This window comes from Synechococcus sp. J7-Johnson, assembly GCF_024345795.1.
Taxonomy (GTDB): Bacteria; Cyanobacteriota; Cyanobacteriia; order PCC-6307; family Cyanobiaceae; genus Regnicoccus_A.
This window is the reverse complement of record NZ_JAGQBU010000021.1, coordinates 1-25353: the sequence shown is the minus strand read 5'-3', so window position 1 is coordinate 25353 and position 25353 is coordinate 1. Positions and strand designations below refer to the sequence as shown.

Annotated in this window: 22 protein-coding genes and 1 pseudogene; 9 read left to right on the top strand and 14 right to left on the bottom strand. The window is 66.9% G+C overall.

Annotated features, from left to right (window positions below):
* Positions 1-506: 506 nt before the first annotated feature.
* The 9 genes from KBY93_RS11110 to KBY93_RS11070 form a co-directional block, all read right to left on the bottom strand.
* Complete coding sequence (locus KBY93_RS11110) at positions 507-4031, bottom strand: DNA polymerase III subunit alpha (RefSeq protein ID WP_255094466.1); 3525 nt, start codon at positions 4029-4031, stop codon at positions 507-509.
* 77 nt (positions 4032-4108) lie between these two features.
* Positions 4109-5569, bottom strand: coding sequence for an Asp-tRNA(Asn)/Glu-tRNA(Gln) amidotransferase subunit GatA (gatA, locus tag KBY93_RS11105; protein WP_255094465.1), 1461 nt, complete (start codon positions 5567-5569; stop codon positions 4109-4111).
* A 29-nt stretch (positions 5570-5598) separates the two neighbouring features.
* On the bottom strand, positions 5599-5847 hold the full coding sequence (locus KBY93_RS11100) for a DUF1816 domain-containing protein (RefSeq protein ID WP_094555668.1): 249 nt from the start codon (positions 5845-5847) through the stop codon (positions 5599-5601).
* An 82-nt stretch (positions 5848-5929) separates the two neighbouring features.
* Entirely contained in the window at positions 5930-7813 is a 1884-nt protein-coding gene (gene rlmB / locus KBY93_RS11095) for a 23S rRNA (guanosine(2251)-2'-O)-methyltransferase RlmB (RefSeq protein WP_255094464.1), read from the bottom strand.
* Positions 7810-8232: a ribonuclease III domain-containing protein gene (locus tag KBY93_RS11090; RefSeq protein WP_255094486.1), complete on the bottom strand. Its 423-nt coding sequence runs from the start codon at positions 8230-8232 to the stop codon at positions 7810-7812. The genes rlmB and KBY93_RS11090 overlap by 4 nt, the downstream gene beginning before the upstream one ends.
* A 19-nt stretch (positions 8233-8251) precedes the next feature.
* The gene (locus KBY93_RS11085; protein ID WP_255094463.1) at positions 8252-8602 is read right to left on the bottom strand and encodes an STAS domain-containing protein; all 351 of its coding nucleotides are present in this window, start codon (positions 8600-8602) and stop codon (positions 8252-8254) included.
* A 92-nt stretch (positions 8603-8694) separates the two neighbouring features.
* The gene (gene carA, locus KBY93_RS11080; RefSeq protein WP_255094462.1) at positions 8695-9909 is read right to left on the bottom strand and encodes a glutamine-hydrolyzing carbamoyl-phosphate synthase small subunit; all 1215 of its coding nucleotides are present in this window, start codon (positions 9907-9909) and stop codon (positions 8695-8697) included.
* A 14-nt stretch (positions 9910-9923) separates the two neighbouring features.
* Positions 9924-10970 (bottom strand): anthranilate phosphoribosyltransferase, encoded by a 1047-nt coding sequence (gene trpD, locus KBY93_RS11075; RefSeq protein ID WP_255094484.1) that lies wholly within the window; start codon positions 10968-10970, stop codon positions 9924-9926.
* 180 nt (positions 10971-11150) lie between these two features.
* Positions 11151-11480 carry a DUF3288 family protein gene (locus KBY93_RS11070; RefSeq protein WP_255094461.1) on the bottom strand — a complete coding sequence of 110 codons (330 nt, stop codon included), beginning with the start codon at positions 11478-11480 and terminating at the stop codon, positions 11151-11153.
* A gap of 38 nt (positions 11481-11518) precedes the next feature.
* On the opposite strand from KBY93_RS11070, the gene KBY93_RS11065 reads away from it, so the two are divergent.
* The 3 genes from KBY93_RS11065 (at position 11519) to msrA (ending at position 14390) form a co-directional block, all read left to right on the top strand.
* Complete coding sequence (locus KBY93_RS11065) at positions 11519-13270, top strand: ABC transporter ATP-binding protein (protein WP_255094460.1); 1752 nt, start codon at positions 11519-11521, stop codon at positions 13268-13270.
* Between the two features lie 73 nt (positions 13271-13343).
* Positions 13344-13607, top strand: coding sequence for a hypothetical protein (locus tag KBY93_RS11060; RefSeq protein WP_255094459.1), 264 nt, complete (start codon positions 13344-13346; stop codon positions 13605-13607).
* A gap of 24 nt (positions 13608-13631) precedes the next feature.
* Complete coding sequence (gene msrA, locus KBY93_RS11055) at positions 13632-14390, top strand: peptide-methionine (S)-S-oxide reductase MsrA (protein ID WP_255094457.1); 759 nt, start codon at positions 13632-13634, stop codon at positions 14388-14390.
* A 48-nt stretch (positions 14391-14438) separates the two neighbouring features.
* Here msrA and KBY93_RS11050 read toward each other — a convergent pair whose 3' ends face one another.
* Together KBY93_RS11050 and KBY93_RS11045 are read right to left on the bottom strand one after the other, a co-directional pair.
* On the bottom strand, positions 14439-15029 hold the full coding sequence (locus KBY93_RS11050; RefSeq protein WP_255094456.1) for a hypothetical protein: 591 nt from the start codon (positions 15027-15029) through the stop codon (positions 14439-14441).
* 158 nt (positions 15030-15187) lie between these two features.
* Positions 15188-16540: a hypothetical protein gene (locus tag KBY93_RS11045; RefSeq protein ID WP_255094455.1), complete on the bottom strand. Its 1353-nt coding sequence runs from the start codon at positions 16538-16540 to the stop codon at positions 15188-15190.
* A 39-nt stretch (positions 16541-16579) separates the two neighbouring features.
* On the opposite strand from KBY93_RS11045, the gene KBY93_RS11040 reads away from it, so the two are divergent.
* Both KBY93_RS11040 and KBY93_RS11035 read left to right on the top strand, forming a co-directional pair.
* Positions 16580-18946, top strand: a complete 2367-nt coding sequence (locus tag KBY93_RS11040) for an HAD-IC family P-type ATPase (RefSeq protein WP_255094454.1) — start codon at positions 16580-16582, stop codon at positions 18944-18946.
* Between the two features lie 7 nt (positions 18947-18953).
* Positions 18954-19499 carry a cytochrome b/b6 domain-containing protein gene (locus KBY93_RS11035; protein WP_255094453.1) on the top strand — a complete coding sequence of 182 codons (546 nt, stop codon included), beginning with the start codon at positions 18954-18956 and terminating at the stop codon, positions 19497-19499.
* Here the strand turns inward: KBY93_RS11035 and KBY93_RS11030 are convergent.
* Positions 19417-20472 carry an SDR family NAD(P)-dependent oxidoreductase gene (locus KBY93_RS11030; RefSeq protein WP_255094452.1) on the bottom strand — a complete coding sequence of 352 codons (1056 nt, stop codon included), beginning with the start codon at positions 20470-20472 and terminating at the stop codon, positions 19417-19419. The two genes, KBY93_RS11035 and KBY93_RS11030, sit on opposite strands and share 83 nt — an antisense overlap.
* A 121-nt stretch (positions 20473-20593) precedes the next feature.
* On the opposite strand from KBY93_RS11030, the gene KBY93_RS11025 reads away from it, so the two are divergent.
* A complete protein-coding gene (locus tag KBY93_RS11025) occupies positions 20594-20989 on the top strand; it encodes a thiol-disulfide oxidoreductase DCC family protein (protein ID WP_255094451.1) in 396 nt (131 codons plus the stop codon).
* The gene (locus KBY93_RS11020; RefSeq protein ID WP_255094450.1) at positions 20983-22548 is read left to right on the top strand and encodes a deoxyribodipyrimidine photo-lyase; all 1566 of its coding nucleotides are present in this window, start codon (positions 20983-20985) and stop codon (positions 22546-22548) included. Before KBY93_RS11025 ends, KBY93_RS11020 begins: the two co-directional genes overlap by 7 nt.
* Positions 22549-22584: 36 nt before the next feature.
* On the opposite strand, the pseudogene KBY93_RS11015 reads toward KBY93_RS11020, so the two are convergent.
* Positions 22585-22794 (bottom strand): annotated as a pseudogene (locus KBY93_RS11015) (hypothetical protein); the annotation flags it as partial.
* A gap of 760 nt (positions 22795-23554) precedes the next feature.
* Between KBY93_RS11015 and KBY93_RS11010 the strand changes: the two are divergent.
* Together KBY93_RS11010 and KBY93_RS11005 are read left to right on the top strand one after the other, a co-directional pair.
* Positions 23555-23695 carry a hypothetical protein gene (locus KBY93_RS11010; protein ID WP_255094449.1) on the top strand — a complete coding sequence of 47 codons (141 nt, stop codon included), beginning with the start codon at positions 23555-23557 and terminating at the stop codon, positions 23693-23695.
* Between the two features lie 140 nt (positions 23696-23835).
* A complete protein-coding gene (locus tag KBY93_RS11005) occupies positions 23836-24684 on the top strand; it encodes a DDE-type integrase/transposase/recombinase (RefSeq protein ID WP_255094483.1) in 849 nt (282 codons plus the stop codon).
* 164 nt (positions 24685-24848) lie between these two features.
* Here KBY93_RS11005 and KBY93_RS11000 read toward each other — a convergent pair whose 3' ends face one another.
* The gene (locus KBY93_RS11000; RefSeq protein WP_255094448.1) at positions 24849-25043 is read right to left on the bottom strand and encodes a helix-turn-helix domain-containing protein; all 195 of its coding nucleotides are present in this window, start codon (positions 25041-25043) and stop codon (positions 24849-24851) included.
* Positions 25044-25353 lie beyond the last annotated feature (310 nt).

Below are 25353 nucleotides of genomic sequence, written 5' to 3'. Positions count from 1 at the left end.
GCGGTGTCCGAACTAAAATCTTGGCCTGAGGCACTCCAGGGCAGCAGCGACGGATTAAACGCAGCCTCTACGGCCCTCGTCGGCTTACTGAGATACAGCAGTTCGAGACTCAGTGGTGCTAGCGAAAACCATGGCACTTTAGTTTCCGGCGTGTTGAATCGTGGTTGTAGGGTCTGTGGCTCAACTGAAGGAGTTGGTTGTTTAACTTTAATAATTTTTTAAACGATACTCATTGGCCATGGAGAAGCGGAAGACTGTGATCTATCTTCATGAGGACGCTCTTGGCTTTCAGGAAGGGGGTGGGAGTGCGCATGGGGTTTTGCTTCTGAGCCCCAATCACATGGTTTTTAGAGCCCTTCACTTCAGTGCCAGAATTAAAAACCTATTGGATAAAATGCCAATAATCTGGATCTTCAGAGATACCTTGAACCTATTGAAATACAATATCGGACCTGCAATTGACTATCCATTTATAGGTCTATTCGTCGCTACGTCTTCTGATCCCCTCAGGTCAGTTGCAGAGGTGAACCCAGTCGGGCCGTGAATGAGGCAGCGCTGAGGCTGGCCATGGCCGCTTCGCCATCGCGCACGCAGAACTGGTGTCCGAGGCGCACGTAGCGGGTTTGGTCGTGGAGCTTCACTTTCGCCACCACCGGCACGCGCACCCCGGCTTCCTCCTGCTCCGGCCGATGCCGCACCAGGCATTCGCGCAGGCGGTGCTGCACCGTGATGTCGCTGGCCTGATCCGCCATCAGCTCCACCAGCAGCACATCGAGATCGTCGATGGCGCGGCAATCATCCAGGATCAGCTGCACCCGGTCGTCGCGCCGGTCCACCGATCCCCAGATCATCAATCGCGCATCCACCATCAGGTGGTCACTGAGGCGGGCGAAGGCCTTGGGGAACACCACGCACTCGGCGCTGCCGCTGAGGTCTTCGAGCTGCAGCACAGCCATCCGATCGCCCTTGCGCGTCGTCACCTGGCGCACCTCCGGCAGCATGGCCACCACACTCACCCTCGCCTTGTCGGCCTGCTCCTCCAGCCGCCCCAGGCTGATCGGCGAGAGCATCTGGATTGGGCGGGCCAGTTGCCGCAGGGGGTGATCCGAGAGGTAGAAGCCCACCAGTTCCTTCTCCAGGCGCAGCTTTTCCTTGGGGGGATAGTCGGCCACCGGAGCCGCCTTTGGGGCGGTGCTCTGAACGGCAGTGGCTGATACGGCAGTTTCGGCGGGGGCGGCGAAGAGATCGAACAGGTTGCCCTGGCCGTTCAGCCGGTCCCTGGCACGGGAGCTGGCCCAGTCGAGCACCAGATCGAGGTCGGCCATCAGCTGGGCGCGGTTGGCATTGGGCTCCAGCCCATCAAGGGCACCGCAGTGGATCAGCGACTCCAGGGCCCGCCGGTTCATCAGCGTGGTGGGGATCCGGTCGCAGAGATCGGCCAGGGAGGCGAAGGCACCGTCCTGGACGCGGGCCTCCAGCAGCTGGCGGATGGCGCCGTCGCCGAGGTTGCGCACTGCTGATAGTCCGAAGAGAATCTTCTCTCCTTTCGGGGTGAAATCAATGCCGGAGGCATTGAGATCGGGGGGCATCACCTCGATGCCCATCGCCTGACAATTGGCGATATAGCGCTGCACCTTCTCCGTACTGCTGGCATTCACCGTCAGCAGGGCGGCCATGTACGCCACCGGGTAATGGGCCTTGAGGTAGGCCGTCTGATACGTCACCGCGCCGTAGGCGGTGGAGTGGCTCTTGTTGAAGCAGTATTCGGCGAACAGCACCATCTGCTCAAACAGTGCTTCGGCCACCGTGGCATTCACGCCCCGCGCCGTGGCACCTTCCACGAACTGGTGGCGATGCTTCTGCATCTCCGACACCTTCTTCTTACCCATCGCCCGCCGCAGCAGATCCGCTTCTCCGAGCGAATAGCCGGCCAGATCCTGCGCGATGCGCATGATCTGCTCCTGATACACCATGATCCCGTAGGTTTCCTTCAGGATCGGCTCCAGGGCCGGGCAGGCGAAGTCGATCGCTTCGCGGCCATGCTTGCGGTTGATGAATTTCGGGATCAGTCCGGCATCGAGCGGACCTGGCCGGTAGAGCGCCAGAATTGACGAGATGTCCTCCAGCGACGAGGGTTTGAGGTCGCGCACGATCTGGCGCATGCCGCTGGATTCCAGCTGAAAAATGCCCTCTAGATCGCCGCGGGCCAGCAGCTCGTAGGTGCCTGGATCGTTGGGCGGCAATGTATCGGGGTCGATGCGTTCACCGCTTCCCTGCTCCACCAGATCCACGGTCTTGTCGATCATCGTCAGGTTCTTGAGGCCGAGGAAGTCCATCTTCAGCAGCCCCATCGCCTCCACGTCCTCCATGAAGTACTGGGTGATCACCTGGCCGTCGTTGTTGCGCTGCAGCGGCACCAGTGAATCCAGCGGTTCAGCCGCAATCACCACACCGGCGGCATGCACGCCGAAGGTCTTGTTGGTGCCCTCGATGCGGCGGGCCATGTCGACCCAGCGGCGCACCTGATCATCATTCTCGTATTTCTCGCGGAATTCAGCTGCCGGCGAATCGGGGCCGATCATCTCCGCCAGCTTGGCGGGCTTGCCCCGCACAACTGGAATCAGCTTGGCCAGGCGGTCGGCATCGCCGTAGGGGATGTCCAGCACGCGGGCCACATCCTTGAGCACCGCCTTGGAGGTCATCCGGTTGAAGGTGATGATCTGCGCCACCTTGTCCTCGCCGTAGCGCTGGGTGACGTACTCGATCACCTCGCCGCGGCGTTCGATGCAGAAATCGGTGTCGATGTCAGGCATCGACTTGCGTTCCGGGTTGAGGAAGCGCTCGAACAGCAGCCCATGCTCCACCGGATCGAGGGCGGTGATGCCGAGCGCGTAGGCCACCAGGGAGCCGGCAGCCGAGCCCCGCCCAGGCCCCACCGGAATGCCCTGCTCACGGGCGAAGCGGATGTAGTCCCACACCACCAGGAAGTAGGTGGGGAAGCCCATCTGCTCCATCACCTGCAGCTCGAAGGCCAGCCGCTCGCCATAGAGCGGATCGATCGGATCACTGCCGCCAAGGTGCAGCCGCTGGCGCAGCCCCGCCTCCGACACCTCCGCCAGATAGCTCACGGCCGTGTGCCCGTCCGGGATGGGGAAGCGGGGCATCTGCTGGCGGCCGAGGATGTCGTAGGCCTCCACCTTCTCGGCCACCGACGCGGTGTTGGCGATCGCTGCGACCACCACCTCCGGCTCGAGGTGATCGGCGAACAGGCGGCCCATCTCCGCCTCGCTCTTGATGTACTCGGTGCCGGTGTACCGCAGCCGTTTCTCGTCGGTCACGAGCTTGCCGGTGAGCACGCAGAGCAGGGCGTCATGGGCCTCCACATCGGCGCTGCTGAGGTAGTGGGCATCGTTGGTGGCGATCAGCTCGATGCCCAGCTCTTGGGCGATCCGCACCAGCTCCACGTTCACGATCCGGTCTTCCGGCGAGCCGTGGTCCTGGATCTCCAGGTAGAAGTCGGCGCCGAAACGCTCCTGATACCAGCGGGCCACGTCGCGAGCCACATCGGGGCGGCCCCGCAGGATCGCCTGGGGAATCTCACCGCCCAGGCAGGCGGTGGCCAGGATCAGTCCCTCGCTGTACTGCTCCAGCAGCTGCTTGTCGATGCAGGCCCGCGAGAAGATGCCGCGCCCGCGCATACCGCGCAGGTGGCTGAGGCTGGTGAGCTTCACCAGATTGCGGTAGCCGGTGTCGTTCTTGGCGAGCACCACCAGGTGATATCGGCGTTCGCCCTTGACCCACGGATCGTCGATCGTGCCGTTGATCACGTACATCTCGTTGCCGATGATCGGCTTGATGCCGGCTGCGGTGCAGAGCTTCAGCAGCTCGATCGCGCCATACATCACGCCGTGATCGGTGAGGGCCAGGGCCGGCATGCCCAGCGCCACGGCCCGCTTCACCATCTGCGGCAGCTGGCTGGCGCCGTCGAGAAGGCTGTAATCGCTGTGGTTGTGGAGGGGGACGAAGGCCAAAGGCTCAGGCGTCAGACGCCACCACGGGGTGATGCCACGTTACCGGCCACCAGATGTGGTGTCAGCTGGCCGCTGGCTCAGGGCACCAGGGCCGCGGCGGGCCGCTTCTCCATCACCCTGGCTGCCTGCTCGTAGTTGTGGGCCACCTGCAGCAGGAGCGGCTCCTCGAGCACGCCGGTGATCAGCTGCAGGCCGATCGGCAGGCCGCTGTCGTCGAAGCCGCAGGGCACATTGATGGCCGGCAGGCCGGCCATGTTCGCCGGGATCGTCAGCAGATCGGCCAGGTACATCGCCAGAGGATCCTCGGCGTGGGCGCCGAAGCGGAAGGCGGTGGTGGGGGAGGTAGGCGTGAGCAGCACGTCCACCTTGGTGAAGGCGGCGTCGAAGTCGCGCCGGATCAGGGTGCGCACCTGCTGGGCTTTCTTGTAGTAGGCATCCACATAGCCGGCCGAGAGGGCATAGGTGCCGATCAGGATGCGGCGCTGCACCTCATCACCGAAGCCCTCGGCGCGGCTGCGGGCCGTCATCTCCGCCAGGCTGCCGGCCTGCTCGGAGCGGTAGCCGTATTTCACGCCGTCGTAGCGGGCCAGGTTGGCCGACGCCTCCGAGGGGGCGATCACGTAGTAAGTGGCGATGCCGTCGTTGAAGCGGGGGCAGCTCACCTCCACCAGCTCGCAGCCCATGGCCTCCAGCTGGGCGGCGGCCGCCAGTACCGAGGCCTTCACCTGGGGATCGAGACCGTCGGCCTCGAAGCATTCCTTCACCAGCCCCACCCGCAGGCCCTTCACAGGCTTCTGCAGCGCAGCGCGGTAGTCGGGAACCGGTGCCTTGAGGCAGGTGCCATCACGGCGGTCCTCACCGGCGATCACCTGCAGCAGCTCGGCGGCATCGGCCACGCTGGTGCTGAATGGCCCCACCTGATCCAGGGAGCTGGCGAAGGCCACCAGACCCCAGCGGCTCACCCTGCCGTAGGTGGGTTTGAGGCCCACCACACCGCAGAAGGCGGCCGGCTGACGGATCGAGCCGCCGGTGTCGGAGCCCAGCGATGCGACGCATTCGCCGGCGGCCACGGCAGCGGCGCTGCCACCGGAACTGCCGCCCGGCACCCGCTCGGGGTTCCAGGGGTTGCGGCTGGGACCGAAGGCGGAGGTTTCCGTCGAGCTGCCCATGGCGAACTCGTCGAGGTTGGTCTTGCCGATCAGGATTCCGCCGGCCTGCCAGAGCCGCTCGGTGACGGTGGACTCATAGGGGGGCACGAAGTGCTCCAGCATCCGGCTGGAGCAGGTGGTGCGGATGCCCTTGGTGCAGAGGTTGTCCTTGATCGCCAGGGGGACGCCGGCCAGGGGCGGCAGGGTGTCGCCAGCCGACCGGGCGGCATCGATGCGGTCAGCATCGGCGCGGGCCCGCTCCGCGGTGACCTCCAGGAAGGAATGCAGCTCTGCGTCGACGGCCTCGATCCGGGCCAGATGCTGGTCGGTGAGCTCCCGGGCCGACATCTCGCCGCGCTCCAGTTGCCCACGCCACTCGGCGATCCCCATCAGCCCTTGCCTTGCATCGAGCGACGCTATCAGCCAGGGTCCAGGTCTTCGGTGAGGGGTTCACCGCGGCGGACCTGCAGCAGTTCGTGCTCCATCGAACCCGGTTGCTCATTGCTCACATCGCCGAGAAAAACAGGAAGCTTCGCCTCCAGATCCTCCCGGCGCACGAACGGCCCGAACCAGTAGACGACGTGCGGCGCCTGGGTTTCCACCCGCGCCCACCAGGCCACCCCAAGACCGTTGGCCATGCCTCTGAGCAGCCGAATCAAGGGGTTCATCGAACCGTGGCGAACCGCACCATTGTGCCGATCGAAGGGCCCCGCCCCCGTATCGAATCCGGCGCAGGCAGGGGCCGATGCATCACAGGCGGATGTCCCCCTGGAACGGCGAGCCGGTGGCGGGTGTGAAACCCAGCTCGATCTCTTCCGGGAGGGACACCCGCAGGTCCAGCCCAGGGGCGGGTTCCTCTGCAGCAACCTCCGGACTCTCGTCCTGGATCACGTCCTCGGTTGGCTCCTGGATGACTTGTTGTGGGTCCGCCTGAATCTCCTGATCGATCACTTCCTCAATCACTTCCTCAATCTCGCCCACGCTGCTCGCATCCGGAGCTGGATTGAACGAGTCGTCGGCCTCCGGGGCTGGCTCAAACGGAGTGTCGGCCTCCCCGGTTGGAACGATCTGAGCTGTTGCTTCCGGATCTGGGGTTGTTGTCTCCGGTGCAGGTTCGATCGAGGCATCGGTTGTCGTGCCTGATTCGCTGTCGCTCAGGGAAGCCTCAAGCTCCTGAGTGGTTTCCAGGGCTGGGCTGCTGCTGGCGGCTGCGGTGGTGGGCACCTGGGGCCGCACCAGTCGCGGAGCCGGGGCGTTGCCGCTGATGGTCTTCATCCAGCCCCGTCGGGCGATTTCGTAGAGCAGCAGGGCGGTGGCCACCGAGGCGTTCAGGCTGGGGGTGGCGCCGCGCAGGGGGATGCGGATCAGCTGGTCGCAGTGTTTGCGGGTGAGCATCGAGAGACCATCGGCCTCAGAGCCGGTGACCACCACCAGGGGACCATCGAGATCAGCTTCGATCAGGCTCACATTGCCTTCCTCGGCCAGGCCCACCACGCGGTAGCCCGCGTCCTTGAGCTGCTCGATCGAGCGGTTGAGATTCACCACCCGGGCCACGGGCAGGTGCTCGAGGGCGCCGGCCGCCACCTTCGCAACCGAGCCGGTGAGGCCCGCGTTGCGCCGCTGGGGCAGCACCAGGCCATGGGCGCCAAGGGCCTCGGCGCTGCGCACGATCGCCCCCAGGTTGTGGGGATCGGTGAGGCCGTCCACCGCCATCAGCAGCGGCGCTTCGCCGATGCCGCGGCAGCCGTCGATCAGGCTGGCCAGATCCAGGGTTTCTGCCGCCGCGGCCTGCAGCACGATGCCCTGGTGGACAGCGCCGCCGCTGATCTGTCCAAGGCGAGCCCAGGTGACTTCCTCCACCAGCACGCCACTGGCCTTGGCATCGCGCAGCAGTTGCAGGAAGCGTGGAGCGAAGCGCAGCTCCGGGGTACACCAGATGCGGTGGATCGGACGATCACCCTCCAGGGCGGCCTGGGTGGAGTGGCGGCCCCAGATCAGGTCGTCGGCGGGCTCGGCGCCGAACCGCTCGGAGCTGCCGCTGCTCTCGGGTCCTGGCGCCTCCGGTTCGCTGAAACGGGGCGTGCGGCCGGGGGGACGTCCCGGCTGAAAGCGGGGCCTGTCCCCATCGGGTCGGCTGAAGCGCGGTGCTCCGAAGCTGGGGCGACGGCCTTCAGGACGGCCCTCAGGGCGGCCTTCTGGACGACCCTCCGGTCGCCCTTCGGAGCGGCCCGAGGGTGCTGGGCGGCGCTCAGGTTTGCCTTCGTAGCGACCCTCAGGCCGCCGTCCCGCTCCCGGGCGCTGGTCGTCGAAGCGCCGTGCCGCGGGGCGGGTGCCGATCACGCGAGTGGGACGGCCCGCTGGGCGGGCCTCCCCCTGGGGGCGCTGGAAACTCTCACGCCGGGGGGCGTCCGGCCGGTAGCCGCCACGGCTGTCCTGGGGCCGCCCCGCACGCCCGTCACGGCTGTCGCGCTCTGAGCTGCCACCGGACCCTCCACCGGAGCCGCTGCCACCGGAGCCGCGCCATTCGGGACGGGGGCTGCCGAAGCGGGAGGGTTTGCCTCCCCTTGCTCCGCCGGAAGGGCGATCACCGGAGCCGGCACCCTTGGGCCTGCGGCCCTCAAAACGTTGGCTCATGGGTCGCTCGGCAAAGGGTCAGAAAGGTCGGTCTCGTCCAGATGATCCAGAAGCTGGGCAAGCCGCTCGGGATTCCGCAAAAAGAGCCAGCCCACCATTGTCTCAAATCCCGTGGCCCGGCCGTAGCTGGCCGGATCACCGCCGCGAGGGCCGCGGCCGGCCCGGTTGCGGCCGCGGCGCACCAGTTCGCGCTCCCGTTCATTCAGCAGCGGCTCCAGACGCTCCAGTGCGCGGGCCTGGGCCCGGGCCCGCACCTGGGCCACCACCGCCTGGTGCAGCTCATCCGGGCGCCCTGCCTGGTGGCAGTGGCGCAGGCGCTGGTGCAGCTCCCACACCGCATCCCCCAGCCAGGCGAGCTGGAGGGCACCGAGGCGCTCGGGCTGAAGCAGATGCCGGGGATCGCTTTGGATCTGGCGCAGCCAGGCCTGGCCGTCGGGGTCAGGGTTTGGCAAGGGCGGCCAGGGCCGTCTCCAGATCGGGTTGGAGGTGCAGGAACTGCTCCAACCTCACCAGTTTCACCGTCTGGATCACCCGGGCATTGCCCACCATCACAAAGGCCACCTTGGCATCGGCGCACTGCTTGGCCAGTTGGACCAGCACCCCCAGTCCGGAGGAATCGATGAAGTCGATGTGGGTGAGATCCAGCAGCACCGCCCGCTGATCGCTGCCGCGGTGTTCGGTGATGAACTCGCGGAACTGCTTGTCGGAGTAGGCGTCGAGTTGGCCGGTGAAGCTGAACAGCAGACAATTCTCCCGTCGCTCGAAGCCGCCCCGCAGGGATACGGTCAACCGTTGCAGTTCAGGAATCGTTCCAGCCCTCGCGGGAATCAAGACGCTGAAGTGTAAGCAGGGATGGGAGCTGCAACACCTGGGCCCTGAGTTCAGGGGCGCCGCTCGGCCATCAGGCGCACGAACCGGCCGAAGTGGTGATCCGCGTCGTGGGGGCCGGGGCTGGCCTCTGGGTGGTACTGCACACCGAATACCGGCTGATGGCGATGGCGCAGGGCTGCCACGGTGCGGTCGTTGAGGTTGTGGTGGGTGATCTCCACCAGGTCCTGGGGCAGTGAGCTGGCCTCGAGCGCGAAGCCGTGGTTCTGGCTGGTGATCTCCACCAGGCCATCGCCGCCACAGGGATGGTTCAGGCCGCGGTGACCGTAGGCGAGCTTGAAGGTGCGCCCGCCCAGGGCCAGGCCCAGAATCTGGTGGCCCAGGCAGATGCCGAACACCGGCAGATCGGCGTGCCCGAGCAGATCCCTGGCCAGGGCGATGCCTTCCGCCACCGCCGCCGGATCGCCAGGGCCATTGGAGAGGAACACCCCCTCCGGCTCCAGCGCCAGCACTTCGGTGAGAGTGGCGCCGGCTGGAAGCACCGTGACCGCGCAGCCATGGGACGTGAGCCGCTCGAGGATGGCCCGTTTGATGCCGAAATCGATGGCCACCACCTGATACGGCTTCTCCGGCGAGGGTTGCAGGCGCTGATCGAAACCGGTGGCGCAGAGTTGCTGCCAGGCGTAGGCGCTGGGGGTGCTCACCTGCGCAGCCAGGTTGAGTCCCTCCATCGAGGGGCTGCGCCGCACCAGCTCCAGCAGCTCGCGGGGGGAGGTGCCATCGCTGCAGATCACGCCGTTCATGGCACCCCGCTCGCGCAGGTGGCGCACCAGGGCGCGGGTGTCCACGCCGGCGATGCCCACCACCCCGTGGGAAGCCAGCCAGCTGGGCAGGTCGCCCCGGCTGCGCCAGCTGCTGGGGGTGGGCGCCAGCTGGCGGGCGATCACGCCGCGCACGTGGGGGGCATCGGCCTCCTGATCCTCCGGGTTGACGCCGGTGTTGCCCAGTTCCGGGTAGGTGAAAGTCACCAGCTGACCGGAGTAGCTGGGATCGGTCATCACCTCCTGATACCCCGTCATGCCGGTGTTGAACACCACTTCACCGACTGCGGTCCCACGCGCTCCGAAGGCCGTGCCCCGCAGCAGGGTGCCATCGGCCAGCACCAGCACGGCCTCGTTGGCAGTCTGGCTGGCGCTGGCAGGGTCGGTGGTGCTGGCCGATGCCGGGGCTGCAGCGCTCAAGGGGGAATGCTCAGGTGAATGGATCATCTCCCAGGCGGCGCTCAGCTGTCTGAAGACGGCCCCTGCAGGGCCGCTCTGAGCTGCTCGAGCCGTTGCCAGGGGCCCTCGCCGCTGAGGGCCACGAGGGCCTGCTCCAGCCCCTCTGGCACTGAGTCGGCCAGCCCGGCGGCCCAGAGCACCAGGGCCGTGTTCAGGGCCACCACCTCGCGTTGGGGGGCGCTGCCCTGCCCGCGCAGCACGGCTTCGAGGATGCGGCGGTTGGTCTCGAGATCTCCGCCGGCCAGTGCCGAGAGCGGGGCCAGCTCCAGGCCCAGCTCCTGGGGGTCGACCTCCAGGGCACGCACCGTGCCCCCCTCCACCAGCCGCAGCTGATTGACACCCGCCAGGGAGGCCTCATCCAGGCCGCCGTGGCCATGCACCACCACCGCTCGCTCCAGCCCCAACAGCGCGAGGGCATCGGCCATCGGCTCCAGCAACTCCGCTTTGGCCACCCCCAGCACCTGCGCTTCCGGCCGCATGGGATTCACCAGCGGGCCGAGCAGGTTGAAGACGGTGCGCACCCCCAGGCGCCGACGCACGGGGGCCAGCTCCACCAGCGCCGGATGCCAGCCCGGGGCGAACAGGAAGGTGACCCCGCTGCTGGGCAGGGCGGCCACCACCGTATGGGGATCGGCCCTGAGGTTGAGGCCGATCGCTTCGAGCACATCGGCGGAGCCCACCTTGCCGCTGGCGCTGCGGTTGCCGTGCTTGGCCACCGTCGCGCCACAGGCAGCCGCCACGAACGCCACGGCGGTGGAGATGTTGAAGGTGTCGGCCCCGTCGCCGCCGGTGCCGCAGGTGTCGACCAGCTTCAGGGGCGGGCGCTCACCAGGCAGGCAGGAGGCCTCCCGCAATACCCGTGCCATCGCCGCCAGTTCCTCGCCGCTCAGCCCCTTGCAGCGCAGGGCCGCCAGCAGGGCACCGGTGAGTTCGGGTTCCAGGCTCCCCGACAACCAGCCCTGCATCAAGGCCGTGGCCTGCGGCTCCGAGAGCGCCTGGCCCTGCAGCAGCTGCTCTAGCAGGGTGGGCCAGGGGGAGGGAGCAGCCATCGGTGTGAGAGGGAGGTAGTTGAGGCGCGGTGTGGGAGGCGCGGTCAGAAAAAAGCCCGGGTGCGAGGCACGCCGGGCCGGGTGATGGGGAATCTCCACTATCTCCCCCTGCGACGCTCCGCTGCGGCCAGCCAAGGCACCGGCCGTGCCCTTGCTCACCGTTCGTTACCCCTCGGTTCGTTACCCCTCGGTCGAGGCGGTGTCGAAGCCACTGCCCACCGCCTCGGCACCCACCACAGCTCCGGGGCGGTAGCCCTGTGCCCAGATGGCGCGGGTGCGCTGATGCAGCTCCTCCAGGCTCAGGCCCCAGAGGCGCAGGGTCTTGCTGAGATCCTCCTGCAGGTCATCGGCGCCGGGAAAGCCGTCGTATCGGTTGAGCAGCCTGGCCAGATCAGTCAGCTGGCCGTCGCTGGGCTGCTGGGCCGCCAGCAGGCCGTCCACCAGCTCACGGTCGGTGGCATAGAGGGGATGGGCCTGGGAGCGGGCGGCGGAACCGTCGGACGGGGCCATGAGGCAAATCCTTAGGTTGGGTCCATCTGCTCCGCATCATGGCCGCCATTCGTCTGGGCCTGATCTGGCGCTACCTCCGCCCCCACCGGCGCGAGGTCTACTTAGGTGTCGCCGCCCTGTTGGTGGTGAACCTGCTGAGCGTCAGTATTCCGCTGCTTGTCAGAGGCGTCATCGACGACCTCCAGGACGGTTTCGCCGCCTCGATGGTGCTGCGTCAGGCGGGGCTGATCGTGCTGCTCGCCAGCGTGATGGCAGCCGCCCGCCAGACCTCGCGCATGCTCGTCTTCGGCGTCGGCCGGCAGGTGGAGGCCAACCTGCGCCAGCGCCTGTTCGATCACATGCTGCGCCAGGAGCCGGGCTGGGTGCAGGCCACCGGCAGCGGTGAAGTGATCAGCCGCGCCACCAGCGATGTGGAGAACGTGCGCCGGCTGCTGGGCTTCGCCGTGCTCAGCCTCTCCAACACGGCTCTTGCCTATGCCCTCACCCTGCCGGCGATGCTGGCGATCGACCCTTTGCTCACCCTGGCGGCGGTTGGGCTCTATCCGGTGATGCTGATGGTGGTTCGCCTGTTCGGCGGCCGGATGATGCGTCAGCAGAGGCGCCAGCAGGAGGCACTCGGCAGCCTCAGCGACCTGATCCAGGAAGACCTCTCCGGCATCAGCGCCATCAAGATCTATGGGCAGGAGGACCACGAGCAGGGGGCCTTCTCCCGCCGCAACGACCTCTACCGCGATGCGGCGCTGTCCCTGGCCCGGACTCGCAGCACGCTCTTCCCGCTGCTGGAGGGCATTTCCTCGATCAGCCTGCTGCTGTTGCTGGCCCTCGGCAGCGGCCAGCTCGAGAGCGGCCGGCTCAGCATCGGCAATCTGGTGGCCCTGATCCTGTTCGTGGAGCGGCTGGTGTTCCCCACCGCCCTGCTGGGCTTCACTCTCAACACCTTCCAGACCGGCCAGGTGAGCCTGGAGCGGGTGGAGGAGCTGCTGGCGCGGCAGCCGCGGGTGGTCTCGCCGCCCGTGCCCCAGGCGCCGGCCAGGGTCGGGCGCGGAGCGGTGGAGGCCCGGGGGTTGAGCGTGCGCTACGACGGCGCCCAGCGCGATGCCCTCAAGGAGGTGAGTTTCCAGTTGCGGCCAGGAGAACTGGTGGCGCTGGTGGGCCCGGTGGGCTGCGGTAAGACCACCCTGGCCCGGGCCCTGGGGCGGATGGTGGAGGTGCCCGAGGGGCAGCTGTTCCTCGATGGGGTCGATGTCACCGCCCTCAGCCTCGATGACCTCCGCCGCCAGGTGGCCCTGGTGCCCCAGGAGGGCTACCTGTTCACCGCCACCCTGGCCGACAACCTGCGCTACGGCGACCCGGAGGCCGACGACGCGCGGGTGGAGGCGGCTGCCCAGCAGGCCCGCCTCGCCGGCGACATCCGCGGCTTCCCCGATGGCTACCAGACCCTGGTGGGGGAGCGGGGCATCACCCTCAGTGGCGGTCAACGCCAGCGGGCGGCTCTTGGCCGGGCCCTGCTGGTCTCAGCTCCCCTGCTGGTGCTTGACGACGCCCTGGCCAGCGTCGATAACAACACGGCCGCAGCGATTCTTGATTCGATCCGTGCCGAAAAGGGGCGCACCATTCTGATGATCAGCCATCAGCTCTCCGCCGCCGCCGCCTGTGACCGGGTGCTGGTGATGGAGGACGGCCGTCTGGTGCAGCAGGGCCATCACCAGGAGCTGGTGGCTATCCCCGGCACTTACCGCCGCCTGTGGGAGCGGGAGCAGGCGGAGGAGAGGCTGCAGCAGGTGGTCTGATTCGCACGAGTTGTTGAACAGCACAGACAAGCTCGCGGGGAGGGGCTTAGCTGAGGCAGATCCCGCGAGGACGATGGAGAACCCCAAGGGCTACAACCTGCGCTGCACGCTCACCTTCGGCGACATCTACGGCCAGGTGCTGGTCTGGATGCTGGTGATTTTCGTGAGTCTGGCGGCGGGGCTGGCTCTGATGGGCTCCAGCAAACCGATCTTCGCCCTTGTGGGGGTGGGGGTGATCCTGGTGCTCTCGCTGCCCTTCCTGCTGTTCGCTTTCACCACCACCCTGCTCAACCACATCGCCCTCGATCCTTCTCCGGCCGCGGATCGCGCTGCTTAGGCTCTGAGCCTTGATTAAGCGGCAATGTTCGGACTCTTCAACCAGGTCACCGGCGGGGCCAAGGGCCGAATCGTTTCGGCTGAAGAGGCCCTGCCGGGGCGCGACACCCCGATCCCCACGACCCGCACGCATGTGGTCCTGGGCACTCCCCTGCAGGCGCCGCTGCAGCCCGGCCAGGAGGAGGCCTTGTTCGGCTGCGGTTGCTTCTGGGGGGCGGAAAAGGGCTTCTGGCGACTGCCCGGCGTTATCACCACCGCCGTGGGTTACTGCGGCGGCCACACCCCCAATCCCACCTACGAGGAGGTCTGCTCTGGCCGCACCGGCCATACCGAAGCGGTTCGGGTAGTGTGGAATACCGATCAGGTGGGCTTCGCCGATCTGCTCAAGCTGTTCTGGGAATGCCACGACCCAACCCAGGGCATGGCCCAGGGTAACGACAGCGGCAGCCAGTACCGCTCGGCGATCGTGACCAGCACCGAGGCCCAGGCCGAGCTGGCCCGCGCCAGCCGCGGTCACTACCAGCAGCAGCTCAGCGCCGCCGGCTTTCCGGCGATCACCACCGAACTGCTGGCCGGCAAACCCTTCTACTTCGCCGAAACCCACCACCAGCAGTACCTGGCCCGCCCCGGCTGCCGCCCTTACTGCTCCGCCCGCCCCAGCGGTGTGCGCCTCACTCCCTTTCCCGGTGCCAGCTTCCTGTTGCCCGAAACGGTCTGGGCGCAGTACGACTGGAGCATTCAGCACTGTGTGCTGCGCAGCTCAAACGAACCGATCCTGGTCTGAGGGGCCACGGATTGCGCGGGGCACTTGCCGATCTCCCCTTCTCGTCCATCAGGGGGCGTTGCAGAGAGGATCACGCTCCATTCCGGGTTTGGCGCAGGCCTCCATCAGAAGGATTTGGCGCTGCAGCTCGGCATCGTCTTTCAACAGAACGGTGAAGTGGGAGATCGTCCTGGTTCGCCCAGGCTCACTGTGGACAAAGGTGGTGTAGTTGAAGCGGCGACCCGCATAAAAAGCTGTGACCTGGCCGGCGCCATCCCCTGGATCTTTGAAGGTCCTTACAGGAACTGATTTCACAAAATCATCTAGAACTTCAGATCCAAAGATATCTGCAATGAGGAGATGTCCAAGCTCGTTCCCACTCTTCTCAAAGATGACTTGGCCCGAGCAGTAAGGGTTGTTTTCACAGGCATCCGGCCTGTAGTCGATCGTTTCGCTCTCCGAAATCCGGTTGCTGTTGAGGAAGGCAGTGAAGATCAGTCGCCCCCCAGCTGCGGAACCTTGGGAGCTCAGATCAGGATAGTCAGGGGCGGTCTTCTGCTCGAATTGTGGACGGGGAAGAATGGTGGTGGCAGCGCGCCAGTTTCGCTGCAGTTCGCTGCTGTCTTCTCCTGGTAGAGCCAGCACAGGTGCAGGCGCCATTGATCCACAGGCCAGCACGATTCCAGATGCTGCCCACAGAAATCCCCCATGGACGGTGCTAGGGAGAGGCATCTTCCCGGAGACATGTTTGTACAAGTTAGCGAGCATTCCGCGGCAACAGCAGCAGAAAGCCCTGGCGGCGGTCAGCTGCTGGAGTCTCACTCTGGGCTGGATGTGTCGCGCAGATCTTCGATCGACTGCTCCAGCAGATCGACGCCGCTGTCGTAGACGATCGTGGCCGCTCCCATGCCAGCGTCTCCATTCAGTGGGGCAAAGCTGCGGGCGAAAGTGCGCAGCTGCTGTCGCTGCGCAGAAGGTTCGCCCGCCGCCCATGCCCACGACTGCCGCCTGGCATTGCGGACGGCGATCGACCGGTTGCGCCACCGCAGCAGCGGCAGCCGCATGAGCGGCACGAGCAGCAGCAGCACGGAGTAGCCGATGGCGAAGCGCGCCAGCCAGGCCAGTGGCGGCAGCCAGCTGGGAGTTGGCCCGAGCAGCACCGGCGATAGGACCAGCAGCGCGGTGACGACGATGCCGTAGGCAATGCGCTGCTCCTGTCCCGCCCTACTGAAGCGGAAGCGGCGCTCGCGCAGGGGCGGGGCAGGGGCAACGGGGACTGAACCCTCAGTTGGCATCGTCGGGAGTTCCGGGAAGCGATGGATCAGCTCGCCGTCCTCGCTGACCTCGGGACGGCCGTCGAAGCGCAGCAGTACAGGCAGCATTGCGGCATCCGCCAGGTCCCGCGCCCGCTCGCGATCGTCAGGACATGGCGGCAGCTCCAGCAGCGGGGCCAGGTCCTCGGCGATCACGGCGCCGCCGTGCAGGCGCAGGAAACCGACGATGCGGCGCCAGCGGATCTCCTCGAGGCGTGCGTTTGGATGACCGTCACCGAAGAGAATCGAGAACACGGCGCTGAGGAATCCCATCGATCCCGCAGCTGTTCCCTCTCCCGGCAGATCCCAGAGCAGGTGCCAGAGCTCTGCCGGTGTCGGCGTCGTGCCGCTGCCCGCAGAACCGGTAGACAGTCCGGACACCAGCAGCTGGAGAATGCTTCCCGGCACCTGGGCCAAGGCCTGCAGGAGAGACAGGGCGATATTTCCTCCCTTTTCGCTGTTCAGGAGGCGGACGATCAGCACCACCATCACCGCCATGACCACCAGGCTGGTCACCACCACCAGCACCACCCCGAAGCTCAGCCGGATCAATCTCGTCATGAGCAGGACGCCACGCCGTGCTGCAGCCAGCAGCCGTCGCCGCCAGGAGCGGGCCAGCAGACGACCGCGCAGCTGTGGTGGGTAGCTGTAAAAAATGGTGCCGTTCTCTCCGACCTGCAGTCGACCTCCGGCTTCCACAGCCAGAGCGAGCAAATGTGTCTCGACAGCTGCTAGGGGGAGCCCCGTCTGCGCTGCGGCTTCGCCGGCCGTGCAGCGTTTCCCCCTGTTCCCGATCCAGGCCAGCAGTTGGTCGTTAGGCATCTGAAGCGAGGGGCGCTGGTAGCGGGTGATGCTCACGCAACATGCTTTCAGAAAGAAGTCAGATCCGGAGCACGTATGAGCTGGCTGGAGCCAAGCAACCTGCTTCTGCTGGCCTGCGCCCTGATCTACGGCCTGATCGGGGAATGGGTCGACGCCGGCATCCTGCTGTTGTTCGTGCTGGGCATCAGCCTGCTCGATGCAGTTCAGCAGCAACGCAGCAACCGCGCCCTGGCTGAACTGGCACGGCTTTCGGCGCCCCGCGCCCGGGTGCTCCGTGCTGGCAAGACTCTCGAGCTGCCGGTCGAGCAGGTGCGTCTGGGCGATCTGCTCCGCCTTGAGGAAGGCGATCGGGTGGTGGCCGATGCCGAGCTCACCGAGGGGGTGGGGTTGTGGCTGGATGAGTCCCTGCTGACGGGTGAATCCCTGCCGGTCGCCCGCTCCAGGAGCGGGGAGCGGATTCTGGCGGGTTCGCTGGTGGCGGGCGGCCGCGGCTGGGCGGAGGTGACGGCCGTGGCCGATGCCACCGAACTGGGCCGGCTCGGCAGCAGCCTGGCCACGGTGCAACCGCCGCCCACCCGTCTGCAGCGTCAGACCCGTCGCCTCACCGGGCGCCTGACGGTTCTGGCCCTGGGGCTCTGTGCGGCCCTGGCCCTGCTCCAGGGGGGGCTGGGCGGCAACTGGCCCCAGGCCCTGCTCGCCGCCCTGGCCCTGGCCCTGGCGGTGCTGCCCAACGAAATTCCCGTGGTGCTGGCTCTGTTCCTGGCCCTGGGCGCCCTGCGCCTGGCCCGGATCGGGGTGCTGGCCCGCTGGCCCGCGGCGGTGGAGAGCCTCGGGGGCGCCACGGTGCTCGCCGTCGACAAGACCGGCACCCTCACGGAGAACCGTATGGGGGTCCAGCAACTTCTTACTTGGCCAGCGCTGGAGGGCTGGAGTGCCGGGGAGACCCTGGAGGAACCCTTTCACGCTCTGGTGGAACTGGCGGTGCTCTCCAGCCGCGGCGATCCGGTGGATGCGATGGAACTGGCGATCCAGCGCCTGGCTGCCGACCATCTCGGTGGCACCGAACACCTCCACCCCGACTGGCCCCTGGAGCGCGAATACCCGCTGCAGAGTGATCTGCTGGTGTTCTCCCGCCTCTGGCGGGACGGCGAGGGCGGCCTGCAGCTGGCGGCCAAGGGGGCACCCGAGGCGATAGCCGATCTGTGCCACCTCGATGGTGGGCAGAGCTCCACACTGCTGGCCGCTGCCGATGCACTCGCCGCCAGGGGGCTGCGGGTGCTGGCGGTGGCACGCGGGCTAGATGGCGCGCCGGTTCACGACGGGCAGCCGTTCGCAAGCAGCGGTGCTCTGCCAGACGATGCGCATGGCTACCTGTTTGAGCCGGTGGGTTTCCTGGCCCTGGCGGATCCGCTGCGCTCGGATGTGCCGGCGGCGATCGCCACGGCGCGGAGTGCCGGCGTTCGCGTGGTGATGATCACGGGAGACAGCCCTGTGACGGCCCGCTCGATCGCCGATCAGGCTGGCCTGACGCCCGGTCCGGTGCTGAGTGGTCAGGAACTGGAAGCCCTCTCACCGCAGGCGCTGGCTACCTCCATCCGCGAGGTGTCGGTGTTCGCCCGGGTGATGCCCCAGCAGAAGCTGCAGCTGGTGCGCGCACTGCAGGCTGCCGGTGAGGTGGTGGGGATGACCGGTGATGGCGTCAATGACGCCCCGGCCCTCAAGGCCGCCGACATCGGCGTGGCGATGGGCAAACGCGGCACCGCCGTGGCGCGCGAATCCGCCGATCTGGTGCTGCTGGGCGACGCCTTCAGCGATCTTGTTGGGGCCCTGGAACTGGGCCGCCGCGTCGACGCCAACCTGCACCGGGCCCTCGGCTACACCCTCGCCATTCACCTGCCGATCGCAGCCCTGGGACTGGTGCCGCTGCTCAGTGGCCAGCCGCTGATCCTGCTGCCGGTGCACATCGCCCTGCTGCACCTGGTGATCGATCCGGCCTGCACGGTGGTGTTCGAGGCGCTGCCGCCCGCTCCGGGCCTGATGCGGCAACCGCCCCGCCCGCCGGAGGCGCCCCTGTTCGGTCCAAAGATCTGGCGCCAGGCCCTCAGCCAGGGAACGGTGCTGGTGGTGGCCGCCCTGGTGCTGGCCTTCTGGCCCGACACCGACGCTGTATCACGCCGCAGCCTGGTGTTCTCCCTGCTGCTGCTCGCCGGTGGGGGTCTGGTGTGGCTCAACGGTGATCCCAGGGAAGCGATCACCGCCGTCGGTCCAGGCATCGGCATCGGCCTGTGGCTGTTGGTGCTGGCCCTGCCGGGCCTTCAGCAGCTGCTGAACCTGGCGCCCCTGCTGCCGGCCCAGATCCTCATACTGTTGGCCATCACGGTGATCGCCCTGCTGCTGGCCTGGCAGCTGGCTCCCCATCCAGCCGCTGAGCGTTCGCCCTGAATCCGCCATGGCCCGTCCCTACCAACCCTCCCTGCTGCGGCTGCTGCATGGAACCACCGCCGCCGGCGTTGTGCTGGCCTGGCTGAGCGGTCTGTTCGTCTACAGCCAGTACGACGGGCGCTGGGGACGGCTGCCGATCCGCCTGCCCGGTGAGTGGATCGATATCCACGGCACGGTGGGGGTGGCGTTGCTGCCGCTGGCCGTTCTGTTCGCTGCCTATGCCTTCACCCTGGGGCGGCGGCAGCTCGCCAGGGCCAGCAATGCGCTGGCGCTGACCGCCCTGGCCCTGGCGATCGGCAGCGGCAAGCTGATGCAGGAGGACTGGTTGCGGCAGGGAAACCTGAGCCAGCTCGTCTACAGCCTCCATCTGATCGCCTGGGGCGTGATGGCGATGGCGGTTCTGGCCCATCTGGCCGGTGTGCTGGCCCGAGGTGGTTGGCCGCTGGCCGGCTCGATGGCCAGCCTGAGGCTCAAGGCCGGTGATCGGCCAGCTGACTGGCCCCGCCAGCTGGCGAAGGCAGTTCGGCGCTCTGACCCACCAGCTCGGCGCTGATCGCCCAGAGCGCCTCGGCCAGGCTGTCATCGAGAGCTTCAGCGCTTGGTTCGCTCAGCTCGAAGCGCAGGCGGCCCAGACCCACCACCCGGTTGCTGCGGTAGCTGAAGCCTGGGCTGCTGTGGACATCAGCGCTGGCGAGCTCTGCCAGCAGCCCTCCGGCGAGCTCAACCGTTGCGGTGATGCGCAGCAGGTCACGGGCCACCAGGGCAAACAGGCGTTGGCCCCATTCGTTGTGGCGGCGGCTGTAGCGGAAAAAGCCGCCGCTCCCTGGCGGGATCACCAGGCCCGGGCTCCAGGCAAGCACCGGCATCGGTGTGCCGCGCACCTGAAGGCGCCGCTCCAGCTCGCGCGCGAACAGGAGGTTGCAGAGCTTGCTGTCCTTGTAGGCCTTGTCGGCATCAAACGGCAGGCCGCCAGCCACCATCTCGAAGCCCGACCCAGCCCTGAGGCCGGCCAGATCGCCCAGGCCAGCTGGCTGGCCGACCCGGCCACCGGCTGCGGCGGGGTCATGCACCTCCGAGGCGGTGACCACCAGCCGAGGGGCCTGGCTGCCATCGAGCAGGGGAAGCAGCCGCTGGGCCAGGGCCTGGTGGGCGAGGTGGTTCACCGCGATGGTGAGTTCATGGCCCTGGGCTGATCGCCTCGGCTCGGTGCCGCCGCTGTACTGGAGCCCGGCGTTGAGCACGAGGCTGTCGATCGGTTCACCGAGCCCGAGCAGTTCGGCGGCGCAGCGCTCGACGCTGGCCAGATCGGCCAGGTCACAGACCGGTGAGCGCAGGGATGGCCCCGCAGGCTCGTCTTGTTCGAGACGCGCCAGGGTGGCCTCAGCAGTGGCCGGATCCCGGCACGGCAACGTGAGCTGGTGGCCGGCGCGGCGCAGCTGCAGGGCCGCCTGATAGCCGATGCCGGAGCTGGCGCCGGTGAGCAGGATGCGCCTGGAGGTGTGGGCCGGAGTTGAGCTGGGCGTCATGCCTTTCACCCTATGCAGATCCTGCCGCGGGCTCCGCTGCGCAGTGATCGGTGCCATCCCGATAGCGTTGATAAAGGGGTTGCTTTCACCCTGCTCGGTGCCATCTCCCGTTGGCTGATCCATGGCTGAACCTGCCCTCACCCTCCTTTTTGACGGGGCCTGCCCCATCTGCCGGCGCGAGGTGGAGAGCCTGCGGGCCCGTGATCAGGGGCGCGGCCTGATCCGCTTCGTCGATATCGATGCGGCCGATTACGACCCGGTGGCCCATGCAGGGATCAGCTACCGGGAGGCCATGGGCCGCATCCGCGCCATCGGCCCAGGCGGCCGGGTGATCAAGGATGTGGCCGTCTTCCGTGAGGCCTACCGAGTGGTGGGTTGGGGCTGGCTCTACGCCCCCACCGCCTGGCCGTTGATCGGGCCGCTGGTGGATGCGCTCTATGGGCTCTGGGCCCGTTGGCGGCTGCGGCTGACCGGCCGGGGCGACCTGAACACGCTCTGCGATCTGCGGGGGTGCTGAAGCGCATCAACCCCGTGCTCGAGCGGGTTCAGATCGTCTGGTTCAAACGGGATCTGCGGGTGGCCGATCACCAGCCGCTGCTCCAGGCCAGCCGCCTTGGCCCGGTGCTGCCTCTGCTGGTGGTGGAACCCGAGCTGTGGCAGCAGAGTGATGCCTCGGCGCGCCAGTGGGCCTTCTGCGCCGAGAGCCTGGCGGAGCTCAGGCAGGCCCTGGCGGAGCTGGGTCAGCCGCTGGTGGTGCGGATCGGCCCGGCGCTGGAAGTGTTGGAGCGAGCCCGCCGCCAGTTCGCAATTGCCGGGCTCTGGAGCCATCAGGAAACCGGCAACGGCTGGACCTACGACCGCGACCGGCAGGTGGCCCAGTGGGCCCTGAGCCATGGCATCCCCTGGACCCAGATTCCCTCCTTCGGTGTGATCCGTCGCCTGCGCAGCCGCAACGGCTGGGCACGCCGCTGGGAGGAGCGCATGGCCGAGCCGCTGGCGCCGCCGCCACCGGGTCTGCCGTGCCTGGGGAGCCTTGATCCCGGTCCCGTTCCCGCCGCCGCCGAACTGGGTCTGGCGCCTGACCCCTGCCCGGGCCGTCAGCTCGGGGGGCGGCAGCAGGGACTGGCCGTTCTGGAGAGTTTTCTGAGCGAGCGCGGCTCTCGCTACCACCGTGAGCTCTCCAGCCCGCTCACGGCCTTCGAGAGCTGCTCGCGCCTGTCGCCCCACCTCAGCTGGGGCACTCTCTCGATGCGGGAAGTGGTGCAGCGCAGCCGCCGCCTCCGCAAGGCGCCGCTGGGCTTTGAGGCGCGGCTGCACTGGCACTGCCATTTCATCCAGAAGCTCGAATGCCAGCCGGATCTGGAGTTTCGCGAGCTCCATCCGCTCACTGCCGGCCTGCGCAGCAGCGACCCCGAGCGCCTGGCGGCCTGGGCAGAAGGGCGTACCGGGCTGCCGTTCGTGGATGCCTGCATGCGGGCCCTGATCGCCAGCGGCTGGATCAATTTCCGCATGCGAGCGATGCTGATGTCGGTGGCCAGCTACCAGCTGTGGTTGCCGTGGCGCCAGAGCGGGCTGCACCTGGCCCGCCTGTTCGTCGATTACGAACCGGGCATCCACTGGAGCCAGTGCCAGATGCAGTCGGGCACCACGGGCATCAACACGATCCGGATCTACAACCCGATCAAGCAGGGCCATGAGCACGATCCCAACGGCGATTTCATCCGCCGCTGGCTGCCGGAACTGCGCAACGTGCCGGCCGTTCACATCCATGAGCCGTGGACGATGGCGGTGGTCACCCAGCAGCTGGTCGGCTGCGTGCTCGGGGTGCACTACCCACTGCCGATCGTGGAGCCCGCCGCCGCCGCCCGCCAGGCCAAGGAGAAGATCTGGGCGCGGCGTCAGGAGCAGGGCTTCAAGGAGCTGGCCGATACGATCCAGCGCAGGCACGGCTCCCGCCGCTCCGGCCTGGCGGCGAGTGGCGGCAGGCGGCAGCGGCGGCAGCGGCCAGTGGCGGCGAATGCCGCCGGTGATCAACAGCTGCAGCTCAGCCTGCAGCTCGACCCTGATTCGGCCTGACCCTGCGCAGCTGAGGCGGCCGTCGCTTCGCCGGGATCAGCCCAGAAAGGGATCCAGGAAGCTGAGCGGCCTGGCCATGGTTTCCGAGAATCCGAGAATGCCGCGGTCCTGGTAGCTGTACAGAAGCGTGTCGTCTGCCTCGAGCAGGAAGGTGCCGCCCCGCTGGGTGAGGAAGTCGTCGCGGGGCACATAGGTGCGCCAGTGGCCCAGCACTTCGCTCATGTTGCGCAGCCGCACCGTGGCGAGGTTGCCCATGTTTGGGGTACAAGTCGGCAGAGGCTTCTGTCTTGATCAGCTGCTACGTGGAACAGCTCATTACCATCTTGGTGCTGCCTGTCATTCGGCATCTGACTTTCGGCAATGGCCCGACCATCCCCACAGTCCATCCACGCCCAGCTTGTAGTCGCAAGCCTTTGCGCGAGCTTGATCAACGTATTGGCCAGCAATCCTGGATTTGCCCAGGAGAAGGGGTATGGCCAGACCTTCGGGACTACCCCCAGGGAGGGTGAGGTCTATGACAACTATGTCAAGCCCGGGGTCGGAGGGGGGCAGCCTCTCGGTTCCACCAACATCCTGGGGGTGCTGGACAGGCTGAGTGGCGGTCCTGCCAAGTTCAATCCCACGCCTCCTGGCTCAGCGATCGACCGTGCTATCAGGTCTTTCGACGCACAGGCGGAACCTGCAGGCCCGACATCTTCCCCGCGGTTGATGCCGGGTTCCTAAGACATTGCCCGGGCTTCACCCGATGTCCTTGCCGCACGCCCTGTAAGCCGTGCAGAGCCCTGATCGTTGTTCAGCAAGTAAGGGGTAATTCATTATCAGCCGAACCCGGAAGGCATCTGCAAGAGCGACCGATTCTCCTGAGGAGAAGGAGTGAGAGGAGAGGACCATGACGAGGCCAGGCGGCGGATACTGCGCGACCCCGGCGCCAGCTGAACGGGCGCCGGTAGCAGCAACGCGACGGCCTTGATCAGTGCTAGTACATGCGTATGCATCCCATACTCTGTTGGCTTCCCGCCTGCCGCCCCGCTCTCGTTCCTCCGGCGATCAGCAGGAGTCCATCGAGGACTGGTCCTACCTCGACGAGGGCGTTCTGCTCAAGACACGCAGCCGCAAGGTCTGCATGACCTGTCACTGGTTGCAGTGACCCGAACGAATAGACACATGTTGGCATCCCCTGACTGAGCCTCAGCTGGTGTGCCGTCGTCGGATGGTGTCAGCTTCCGGATCTTCCCGGGAGACCCCCATTCGTCTACCGCCCTCTCGGCAGCCTTCTTCTTGAGCGGAATGTCAGAGCGCAGCTTCTACCGGGTGCTGCATGCCCTTGGTCAGGCCCATCGCCGGGGGTGGGCTCGCCCACCACAGGAGTCCCGTCCCGTGCCACGCCTGCGGGCAGATGGTCCGAATCAGCTCTGGAACTGGGACATCACCTACCTGCCCACCAGCGTGCGGGGAGTGTGGCTCTACCTCTATCTGGTCGTCGACGTTTGGAGCCGAAAAGTGGTGGCGTGGGACGTTGCCGAACGGGAAGACGCCCAGATCGCCGCTGACCTGGTCGGTCGTGCCTGCCTGCGGGAGCGGATCAGCCGCAGCCGCCCCCAGCCGCTGATGCTCCATGCCGACAACGGCAATGCGATGCGGGCCGCGACTCTGGAGAACCGGCTGGAGGAGCTGGGTGTGCTCAGGTCCTTCTCCAGACCACGGGTCAGCAACGACAACCCCTACTCGGAGTCCCTGTTCCGCACCGTGAAATACCGGCCGGACTACCCCCGGCGCCCCCACCCGCAGCAAAGACGCTGCCTGCCTGTGGGTGGCGGGATTCGTGGACTGGTACATCCACCGGCATTGCCACAGCGCCATCCAGTTCGTGACCCCCCACCAGCGCCACAGCGGCGAGCCCGAAGAACTCTGCCGTCATCGCGCCCGCGTTTACGAGCAGTCACGTCAGCGGCACCCCCGTCGCTGGAGTCGAAGCACCCGCTGTTGGCGACACCCGGAGTTGGTCTGGATCAATCCACCGCCTCCAGAAAACGCCATCGGTCCAGCTACGTTCGTGATGGCCACCAGATCGGCGGCAGGGGCGTCATCTTTACTGGCAGTTACCGCTGTGGCAGATCAGGCGGCGGCGCGATGTAATGGCCGTGGGCGCGGCTGCCGGCACGCTGGGCTGCCCGCGACGCCGGGGGTATGGGAGGCGGCTACCACAGCCATGACGGCGGCGGCCCCGGCGGGTGCCCTGCAGGGGCGCTGAGTTTGGATTTCATGATTTGTGTGCGGTCAATAAAACGCAGATGGCGCAATCAGTAACGGAACTGATATTGCTTCATGCACTCGCAGTATTTCGCCAGTGATATAGCGCCCGGTGGCTCCATCTCCAGGCGCCCATCACTGCGCAGATGCGGTGCGGCCAACAGACCGTTGGCTCGCCAGCGGTACAACGTGGCCCTGGAGATGCCCACCCGGCGGGCTGCTTCGGAGAATGTGACTGCTTCCATGGGCTCATTCTGCCGAGATGCAACCTTGCCGAGGGGTTACCGGCACTTACCGGCCTTGTTTAACTGGGATGCTCGACAGACCAGCAGCCAGTCGTAGCAGGCGCTTTAGCGGTTTGTCTCTCCCGAGTTTAACACCGGGCCTGTTTAACTGGGAATTGAACTGTCTCACCTTAAAATCGCTGGCGCTAGTGTGCCGTCCCGGAAATAACCTCTAGAATGCGGAGTATCTCCCGAGGTGCTCCGTGGCGCTTGGTCGTCCGATGCCACCGCTGGTCCTCAGCGATGGCGAGGTTCAGCAACTGCAGGCCAT

Excerpts from the sequence above, each read along its gene's own strand:
- gatA (WP_255094465.1), bottom strand. The coding sequence starts at position 5,569 with ATGGGGATCGCCGAGTGGCGTGGGCAACTGGAGCGCGGCGAGATGTCG.
- KBY93_RS11100 (WP_094555668.1), bottom strand. The coding sequence starts at position 5,847 with ATGAACCCCTTGATTCGGCTGCTCAGAGGCATGGCCAACGGTCTTGGG.
- rlmB (WP_255094464.1), bottom strand. The coding sequence starts at position 7,813 with ATGAGCCAACGTTTTGAGGGCCGCAGGCCCAAGGGTGCCGGCTCCGGT.
- carA (WP_255094462.1), bottom strand. The coding sequence starts at position 9,909 with ATGATCCATTCACCTGAGCATTCCCCCTTGAGCGCTGCAGCCCCGGCA.
- trpD (WP_255094484.1), bottom strand. The coding sequence starts at position 10,970 with ATGGCTGCTCCCTCCCCCTGGCCCACCCTGCTAGAGCAGCTGCTGCAG.
- KBY93_RS11070 (WP_255094461.1), bottom strand. The coding sequence starts at position 11,480 with ATGGCCCCGTCCGACGGTTCCGCCGCCCGCTCCCAGGCCCATCCCCTC.
- KBY93_RS11065 (WP_255094460.1), top strand. The coding sequence starts at position 11,519 with ATGGCCGCCATTCGTCTGGGCCTGATCTGGCGCTACCTCCGCCCCCAC.
- KBY93_RS11060 (WP_255094459.1), top strand. The coding sequence starts at position 13,344 with ATGGAGAACCCCAAGGGCTACAACCTGCGCTGCACGCTCACCTTCGGC.
- msrA (WP_255094457.1), top strand. The coding sequence starts at position 13,632 with ATGTTCGGACTCTTCAACCAGGTCACCGGCGGGGCCAAGGGCCGAATC.
- KBY93_RS11050 (WP_255094456.1), bottom strand. The coding sequence starts at position 15,029 with ATGGCGCCTGCACCTGTGCTGGCTCTACCAGGAGAAGACAGCAGCGAA.
- KBY93_RS11040 (WP_255094454.1), top strand. The coding sequence starts at position 16,580 with ATGAGCTGGCTGGAGCCAAGCAACCTGCTTCTGCTGGCCTGCGCCCTG.
- KBY93_RS11035 (WP_255094453.1), top strand. The coding sequence starts at position 18,954 with ATGGCCCGTCCCTACCAACCCTCCCTGCTGCGGCTGCTGCATGGAACC.
- KBY93_RS11030 (WP_255094452.1), bottom strand. The coding sequence starts at position 20,472 with ATGACGCCCAGCTCAACTCCGGCCCACACCTCCAGGCGCATCCTGCTC.
- KBY93_RS11025 (WP_255094451.1), top strand. The coding sequence starts at position 20,594 with ATGGCTGAACCTGCCCTCACCCTCCTTTTTGACGGGGCCTGCCCCATC.
- KBY93_RS11005 (WP_255094483.1), top strand. The coding sequence starts at position 23,836 with ATGTCAGAGCGCAGCTTCTACCGGGTGCTGCATGCCCTTGGTCAGGCC.
- KBY93_RS11000 (WP_255094448.1), bottom strand. The coding sequence starts at position 25,043 with ATGGAAGCAGTCACATTCTCCGAAGCAGCCCGCCGGGTGGGCATCTCC.